The 6,426-nt window shown below is 72.1% G+C and carries 8 protein-coding genes; 6 read left to right on the top strand and 2 right to left on the bottom strand.

What is annotated here, in order from left to right:
* Positions 1 to 49: 49 nt before the first annotated feature.
* Positions 50 to 469 carry a hypothetical protein gene (locus ACFWM7_RS32500; RefSeq protein WP_383267618.1) on the bottom strand — a complete coding sequence of 140 codons (420 nt, stop codon included), beginning with the start codon at positions 467 to 469 and terminating at the stop codon, positions 50 to 52.
* Between the two features lie 62 nt (positions 470 to 531).
* On the opposite strand from ACFWM7_RS32500, the gene ACFWM7_RS32495 reads away from it, so the two are divergent.
* The gene (locus ACFWM7_RS32495) at positions 532 to 1,239 is read left to right on the top strand and encodes a uridine kinase (RefSeq protein WP_383267615.1); all 708 of its coding nucleotides are present in this window, start codon (positions 532 to 534) and stop codon (positions 1,237 to 1,239) included.
* 310 nt (positions 1,240 to 1,549) lie between these two features.
* Here ACFWM7_RS32495 and ACFWM7_RS32490 read toward each other — a convergent pair whose 3' ends face one another.
* On the bottom strand, positions 1,550 to 2,341 hold the full coding sequence (locus ACFWM7_RS32490) for a SigE family RNA polymerase sigma factor (protein ID WP_383267612.1): 792 nt from the start codon (positions 2,339 to 2,341) through the stop codon (positions 1,550 to 1,552).
* Between the two features lie 182 nt (positions 2,342 to 2,523).
* On the opposite strand from ACFWM7_RS32490, the gene afsQ1 reads away from it, so the two are divergent.
* The 5 genes from afsQ1 (at position 2,524) to ACFWM7_RS32465 (ending at position 6,356) form a co-directional block, all read left to right on the top strand.
* Positions 2,524 to 3,201 (top strand): two-component system response regulator AfsQ1, encoded by a 678-nt coding sequence (gene afsQ1, locus ACFWM7_RS32485; RefSeq protein WP_006127084.1) that lies wholly within the window; start codon positions 2,524 to 2,526, stop codon positions 3,199 to 3,201.
* Positions 3,198 to 4,727 carry an ATP-binding protein gene (locus ACFWM7_RS32480; RefSeq protein WP_383267609.1) on the top strand — a complete coding sequence of 510 codons (1,530 nt, stop codon included), beginning with the start codon at positions 3,198 to 3,200 and terminating at the stop codon, positions 4,725 to 4,727. Before afsQ1 ends, ACFWM7_RS32480 begins: the two co-directional genes overlap by 4 nt.
* Complete coding sequence (locus ACFWM7_RS32475; protein WP_383267606.1) at positions 4,724 to 5,365, top strand: hypothetical protein; 642 nt, start codon at positions 4,724 to 4,726, stop codon at positions 5,363 to 5,365. The genes ACFWM7_RS32480 and ACFWM7_RS32475 overlap by 4 nt, the downstream gene beginning before the upstream one ends.
* A gap of 117 nt (positions 5,366 to 5,482) precedes the next feature.
* Positions 5,483 to 6,055, top strand: a complete 573-nt coding sequence (locus ACFWM7_RS32470; RefSeq protein WP_383267603.1) for a VanZ family protein — start codon at positions 5,483 to 5,485, stop codon at positions 6,053 to 6,055.
* A gap of 94 nt (positions 6,056 to 6,149) precedes the next feature.
* The gene (locus ACFWM7_RS32465) at positions 6,150 to 6,356 is read left to right on the top strand and encodes a PspC domain-containing protein (protein WP_030576079.1); all 207 of its coding nucleotides are present in this window, start codon (positions 6,150 to 6,152) and stop codon (positions 6,354 to 6,356) included.
* Positions 6,357 to 6,426 lie beyond the last annotated feature (70 nt).

Below are 6,426 nucleotides of genomic sequence, written 5' to 3'. Positions count from 1 at the left end.
GCTCCCACCCCGGGGCGGCCCCGTTCGCCGTGTCCGTGTCCCGCGCGCGTCAGCCGGCGACGAGCTTGGCCACCGAACCCACCACGGGCAGGTCGCTCAGCGCGCCGCCGCTGGTGATCGGGTCGGTGACGATCGCGGTGGTCACCGGCTTGAAGTCGGCGATCTGGGTGCCCACGGCGTTGTCCAGCGGGTCCACGCCGGTGCCCGCCAGCGGGTCCAGCTGAACGTCGGTGATCGGCGCGACGCTGCTGGCCAGCGAGGTCCCGAGCGCGCTCGTCACGGCGGGCGCAGCCGTCTCGCCGACCGCCTGGAGGGCGGAGACCCCCTGCTCCGGGACCTCGGCCGCGGGCGGCAGCGAGACGGCCTGTGCGGAGCCCGCACCGGCCCCCAGCGCCGCCCCCAGCGCGGTGAAGGTCAGACCGGCGCGCAGCAGAACGCGACGTTCGGGCTTACGTGCATGTAGTGCCATGTTTTCCACCTGATCGAGCCTGGTCGGGTAATCGTCCGTACGCGCAGAGTAGTTGAGGTGTGATGTCGGATACCAACAGGAGGCCCGAGGGATCCCCTGCGCGGGTCAATGCCTCACACTTCTGTTCTGTGAGTTCCCAACCGATCCCGACCCGCGTCGTGCTGCTCGCGGGCCCCTCCGGCTCCGGCAAGTCCGTCCTGGCCGCCCGCACCGGCCTTCCGGTGCTGCGCCTGGACGACTTCTACAAGGAGCACGACGACCCCACGCTGCCCCGGGTGCCCGGCTCCACGGACATCGACTGGGACTCCGCCGGGTCCTGGGACGCGGACGCGGCGGTGGCGGCCGTCGCCGAGCTGTGCCGGCGCGGTCGTACGGACGTTCCGGTGTACGACATCGCCACCAGTTCCCGTACGGGCCACGAGACCTTCCACATCGAGCGGTCGCCGCTGTTCGTGGCCGAGGGGATCTTCGCCGCGGACATCGTGGAGCGCTGCCGGGAACTGGGCCTGCTCGCCGACGCGCTGTGCCTGCGCGGCCGTCCGTCGACGACGTTCCGGCGTCGGCTGGTGCGGGATCTGCGCGAGGGCCGCAAGTCGGTTCCGTTCCTGCTGCGGCGCGGGTGGCGGCTGATGCGGGCCGAGCGGCGGATCGTGGCCCGTCAGACGGCGTTGGGGGCGTATCCGTGCGGCAAGGAGGAGGCGTTGGGGCGGTTCGCTGCTGCGGCGGCGGGTCGGTGCCACCGTGGGGCTCCTGCGGCTCGGGCGGTGTAGGCCCCCCGGGGGTGCGGGGTCGGGGCGCCTGCGGGGGGCCTTCTCCCCGCCCCGCCCCTCCCCGTAACCGGGGCCCCGCCCCGGGCCCCGCTCCTCAAACGCCGGAGGGGCGGAAATATGCCCGGACCAGCTGAACGTAGCCCGGAGGGCTGGAAAGGCGGCCCGGAACGGGCAGCGGGGTCGTACAGGACCCCCCGGCCCGTACGACCCCGCTGTGTTTCCCCCGTGGTTCCCCCGAACCCCCTCGGTCCCCCGTTTTTTCTCCTGCTCCCCCGTGGGCCCCGCCTCCCCCGAAGCGGAGGGCCCTGCCTCAGGCCACCAGCTCGCCGAAGGACTCCTGCTCGTCACGTCCGAAGCTGAGGACCTCGTCCTCGCGCAGCCGGCGCAGGGAGCGCCAGATGCTCGACTTCACCGTGCCGACACTGATGTCGAGGATGGACGCGATCTCCGGGTCGGTGCGGCCCTCGTAGTACCGCAGAACCAGCATCGTGCGCTGGAGTTCGGGCAGTCGGGCGAGCGCCTGCCACAGCACCGCCCGCAGCTCCGTGCCGCGCATCGCGTCCGTGTCGCCCACCGTCTCCGGCAGCTCCTCGGTCGGGTATTCGTTGAGCTTGCGCCTGCGCCAGGCGCTGATGTGCAGGTTGGTCATGGTGCGGCGCAGATAGCCGCCGACCGCCGCCTTGTCGCTGATCCGGTCCCAGGCCCGGTACGTCGAGAAGAGGGCGCTCTGCAGCAGGTCCTCGGCCTCGAACCGGTCGCCGGTCAGGTGGTAGGCGGTCGCGTACAGGGAGGCCCGTCGCTCCTGGACGTAGGCCGTGAACGCCGCTTCGGCGTCCGCGGTCTCCGCCCCCGTGGTGCGATCCCCCGTGGCCTTCCCGTACGCGCTCCCCCCGTTGCCCCCCACATCCCCCGTGGGTGCGTCCACCACCGTCATGTACGTCGAACGCGGCTGCTCCGCGGTCGACTGCGACGGCAGGTGCTGACGCCCGGCGCTTCGAACACACCCCCGTAGGTTCGTCGCACCGGACTTCTCGCTGCTCCGCCCGATGTCGTGGAGGCGCGTGACAACTGCGCTTGAGCTGGTGCTGTGCAGTGCGTTCATCTCGCGCCCCCTATCGGTGGAGTCCGTTCGTTTCCTGCTGACCAAGAGCTTGCCGGGGCAGTTTCATGGCGCTGTCCCCCGACTGTCACAGGCCTGTCACAGGGGGAGTTGCGGCCGTGCCCGGACAATCGGACCGGACCACAGGTCGAACTGAAGCGCCACCATGGGCCAGAATGACGTCCGTGCCTTTCCTGTTGCTGATCGAGGACGACGACGCCATCCGCACGGCCCTCGAACTCTCGCTGTCACGCCAGGGCCACCGTGTGGCCACCGCGGCGACGGGAGAGGACGGCCTGGAGCTGTTGCGCGAGCAGCGGCCCGACCTGGTCGTGCTGGATGTGATGCTGCCCGGGATCGACGGTTTCGAGGTGTGCCGGCGGATCCGCCGCACCGACCAACTGCCGATCATTCTGCTGACCGCGCGCAGCGACGACATCGACGTCGTGGTGGGACTGGAGTCCGGCGCGGACGACTATGTGGTGAAACCCGTCCAGGGCCGGGTGCTGGACGCCCGGATCCGGGCGGTGCTGCGCCGCGGGGAGCGCGAGTCGACCGACTCGGCGACCTTCGGCAATGTGGTGATCGACCGCTCCGCCATGACCGTCACCAAGGACGGGGAGGATCTGCAGCTCACGCCGACCGAGCTGCGGCTCCTGCTGGAGCTGAGCCGCCGGCCCGGCCAGGCCCTGTCCCGGCAGCAGTTGCTGCGTCTGGTGTGGGAGCACGACTACCTGGGCGACTCCCGGCTGGTGGACGCCTGTGTGCAGCGGCTGCGCGCGAAGGTGGAGGACGTGCCGTCCTCGCCGACCCTGATCCGTACGGTGCGGGGCGTGGGTTACCGGCTGGACTCGCCTCAGTGACCGAATCCGCCAAGCGGTCGATCCGCGCCGGTCTGCGCTGGACCAGTCTGCGGCTGCGGCTGGTCGTGGTGTTCGCGCTGGTGGCGCTGGTGGCCGCGGTGTCCGCCTCGGGGATCGCGTACTGGCTCAACCGCGAGGCCGTGCTGACCCGGACGCAGGACACCGCGCTCGACGACTTCCGGCGGCAGATGCAGGAGACGGCGGCCACGCTGCCGACGCGGCCCACCAAGGACGATCTCCAGCGGGCCGCCGGGAAGATGGCGTCCAGCAGCCCGGGCTACAGCGTGCTGCTGGAGGCCGAGCGCGAGCGCGGCAAGCCGATCGTGGGCTACTCCGACCTGGACACCTTCACCCGGGCCGACGTGCCGCACTCGTTGCAGGAGCAGGTGGCGCGCAAGCAGCCGCTGACGTCGAGCAACGAGCACGAGTACCACCTGTTCTGGCAGCGTACGAGCATCGCGGGCACGCCGTATCTCGTCGCCGGTACGCGGATCATCGGCGGCGGCCCGACCGGCTACATGCTCAAGTCCCTCGACCAGGAGCGGCAGGACCTCAACTCGCTGGCCTGGTCGCTGGGGATCGCCACCGCCCTCGCGCTGGTCGGCTCGGCGCTGCTCGCGCAGGCCGCCGCGACGACGGTGCTGCGCCCGGTGCAGCGGCTCGGCGACGCGGCCCGCAAGCTCGGCGAGGGCAAGCTCGACACCCGGCTCACGGTCTCCGGGACGGATGAACTCGCCGATCTCTCCCGTACGTTCAACAGGACGGCGAGCTCGCTGGAGAAGAAGGTCGCCGACATGAGCGCCCGGGAGGAGGCGAGCCGCCGGTTCGTCGCCGACATGTCGCACGAGCTGCGCACCCCGCTGACCGCGATCACCGCGGTGGCCGAGGTGCTGGAGGACGAGGCGGACACCCTCGACCCGATGATCGCCCCCGCCGTGCATCTCGTCGTCAGCGAGACCCGGCGGCTGAACGACCTGGTGGAGAACCTGATGGAGGTGACCCGCTTCGACGCGGGCACGGCCCGGCTCGTCCTGGACGACGTCGACGTGGCCGACCAGGTGACCGCGTGCATCGACGCGCGGGCCTGGCTGGACGCGGTGGACCTGGACGCGGAGCGCGGCATGATGGTCCGGCTCGATCCGCGCCGGCTGGACGTGATCCTGGCCAATCTGATCGGCAACGCCCTCAAGCACGGCGGTTCGCCGGTGGGCGTACGGGCGCGGATCGAGGGCGAGGAGCTGGTCATCGAGGTACGGGACCACGGTCCGGGCATCCCCGATGACGTGCTGCCGCATGTCTTCGACCGGTTCTACAAGGCCAGTGCCTCCCGGCCGCGGTCGGAGGGCAGCGGGCTCGGCCTCTCCATCGCCATGGAGAACGCGCACATCCACGGCGGTGACATCACGGCGGCGAACTCCCCGGACGGCGGTGCCGTGTTCGAGCTGCGGCTGCCGCGCGACGCGGAGAGGATCGCACGGAACGACGAGCCGGGCTCGGGAGCCGCGGACGAGGACGGGGCGACGTGAAGCGCGGCGATGTCACGTACCGGAGGCGCGGCCGCCTGCTCCGGTGGCGCACGGCCGTCCCGCTGGCGGCCGTGCTGGCGGCCACGGCGCTGGTCTCCGGGTGCGGAATCCGGACGACCTCGGTGCCGGTGGACGCGGGGGCCGCGCCCTCCCGGGTGCCGTGCCGGGTGTCCTCCTCGGACGTCAGCACCCGGTCGCCGGACAGTCTGAGCGCCGAGGTGTATCTGGTGTGCGCCTCCCAGCTGGTCACCGTGGACCGCCCGATGCCGGCGGACGGGGTCGGCTCCGAGCCGGTGGAGGTGGCCCGCGCGCTGCTGAAGGAGGTCCAGCAGACGCCGGCCGCGAGCGAGCGGCGGGCCGGGTTCACCACCGCTGTTCCGGCCGGGCTGCGGGTGGATCCGTCCCGGGACGGCGATCCGGCGGGCACCCTGCGGCTGAGCAGCCAGCCGGAGGACCTGTCGGCGGAGGCGCTGGCCCAGCTGGTGTGCACGTTCGCGGAGAGCGATGCGCTGGCGGAGGACGGCTCGGTGGTGCTGGGCGGGCCCGGGGACTACCCGCCGCGCGGCTACCTGTGCACCTCGCAGACGAAGTCCCGGCCCGGAGACCTGGCCACGCCGGACGCGGTCCGGCTGGACTGACGCCGGTCCCGCCGGTCCCGCCGGGGCCGGTGGAGAGCGGGCGGGCCCGGGCCGGGGGCGCCCGTACGCAGCCGCCCTCGACCGTACGGAACCGATCCTGCCGGTCGTGGCGTCTTGGTGGGCGTGCGTCACAGTTCGGACGGCCAGACCGTCATCCACTTCCGCGCGGCGGGCGTCACTCTCCTTGTCGCGCATCTGCTGTTCGTCGGGTGGCTGACGCTGCGCCCGCTGGACGTCCCCTGGATCACGGCGGCGAATTTCGAGCCGCTCGCCGGGATCAGGGCCGACCTCGCGCTCGGACCGGCCGAGGCGGTCCGCCGGATCGGCGGGGCGCTGTTCCTGCTGGCCCCGCTCGGGGTGCTGCTGCCGATGGCCGGGGGGCGGATCTTCGTCTCGCCCTGGGTCTCGCTGCTGCGTACCGTCGCCGCCGGGGCGCTGATCTCGCTCGCCATCGAGCTGGGCCAGACCGGGGTGCCGGGGCAGGTCGTCGACATCGACTCGCTGCTGCTGAACACCACCGGGGTGGTGCTGGCCCATCTGCTGGTCGTCCCGCTCTGCCGGGCCCGGCTGCGCCGCCGGGGGCTGCCCGGGGTGCGGGACCTGCCCCACTACCGCCACGAGACCCGACTCAGGGACGAGGCCCCTCAGGGATCGACCCCGACGATTACCGGGGTCGGCCTCGCCCCGTAGAGCGATGCTTTGTCCCCCTCCGGCGCGGCACCATGGATACATCGGGGAGCACAGATCGCTGCTCCTCCCGCTACGGTTCGCGAAGGAGCCCACCATGGCCGCACTTGTCCGCCCCCGCGAAGGCCGCATGATCGGCGGAGTGTGCGCGGGCCTCGCCCGGCGCTTCGGTACGTCGGCGAGCACGATGCGCGTGATCTTCGTCGTGTCCTGCCTACTGCCCGGCCCGCAGTTCCTGCTCTACCTGGCGCTGTGGGCGCTGCTGCCCTCGGAGAAGTCCGCCTCCTCCGCGACGGCCTGGTGACGCGCCGGACCACGGGGAGCGAGAAGACCGACGAGAAAGCGCCGTGGGGCGCACACCCTGGTCCAGGGCG

Source organism: Streptomyces sp. NPDC058375 (assembly GCF_042723425.1).
Taxonomy (GTDB): Bacteria; Actinomycetota; Actinomycetes; order Streptomycetales; family Streptomycetaceae; genus Streptomyces; species Streptomyces durocortorensis.
This window is presented reverse-complemented; position numbering and strand designations above follow the sequence as displayed.

Excerpts from the sequence above, each read along its gene's own strand:
- ACFWM7_RS32495 (WP_383267615.1), top strand. The coding sequence starts at position 532 with ATGTCGGATACCAACAGGAGGCCCGAGGGATCCCCTGCGCGGGTCAAT.
- ACFWM7_RS32490 (WP_383267612.1), bottom strand. The coding sequence starts at position 2,341 with ATGAACGCACTGCACAGCACCAGCTCAAGCGCAGTTGTCACGCGCCTC.
- ACFWM7_RS32465 (WP_030576079.1), top strand. The coding sequence starts at position 6,150 with ATGGCCGCACTTGTCCGCCCCCGCGAAGGCCGCATGATCGGCGGAGTG.
- ACFWM7_RS32500 (WP_383267618.1), bottom strand. The coding sequence starts at position 469 with ATGGCACTACATGCACGTAAGCCCGAACGTCGCGTTCTGCTGCGCGCC.